Here is a 218-nt window from a genome sequence, read left to right as displayed (position 1 = left end):
CTAAAATTGCACGTATTCCTGAAATATCAGTTTCTTATACCGATAAAAATGCGATTGATAAATTAAATCAACGTTTGAAAATGACAGTCTTTGGTCAAGATTCTGCTATTGATTCGTTAACGGATGCAATACATTTAAATCGTTCAGGATTATCTGATGAGCTAAAAACTGTTGGCTCATTTTTGTTTGCAGGCCCAACAGGGGTTGGTAAAACAGAA

At 34.4% G+C, this 218-nt stretch carries 1 pseudogene; it reads left to right on the top strand.

The window, feature by feature from the left end:
• Positions 1 to 218, top strand: a pseudogene (locus V6255_RS18680) (hypothetical protein); the annotation flags it as partial.

It is taken from the genome of Psychromonas arctica, from assembly GCF_038155225.1.
GTDB classification, from domain to species: domain Bacteria; phylum Pseudomonadota; class Gammaproteobacteria; order Enterobacterales; family Psychromonadaceae; genus Psychromonas; species Psychromonas arctica_B.
The sequence above is the reverse complement of the archived record's forward strand: the minus strand, read 5'-3'. Positions and strand labels throughout refer to the sequence as shown.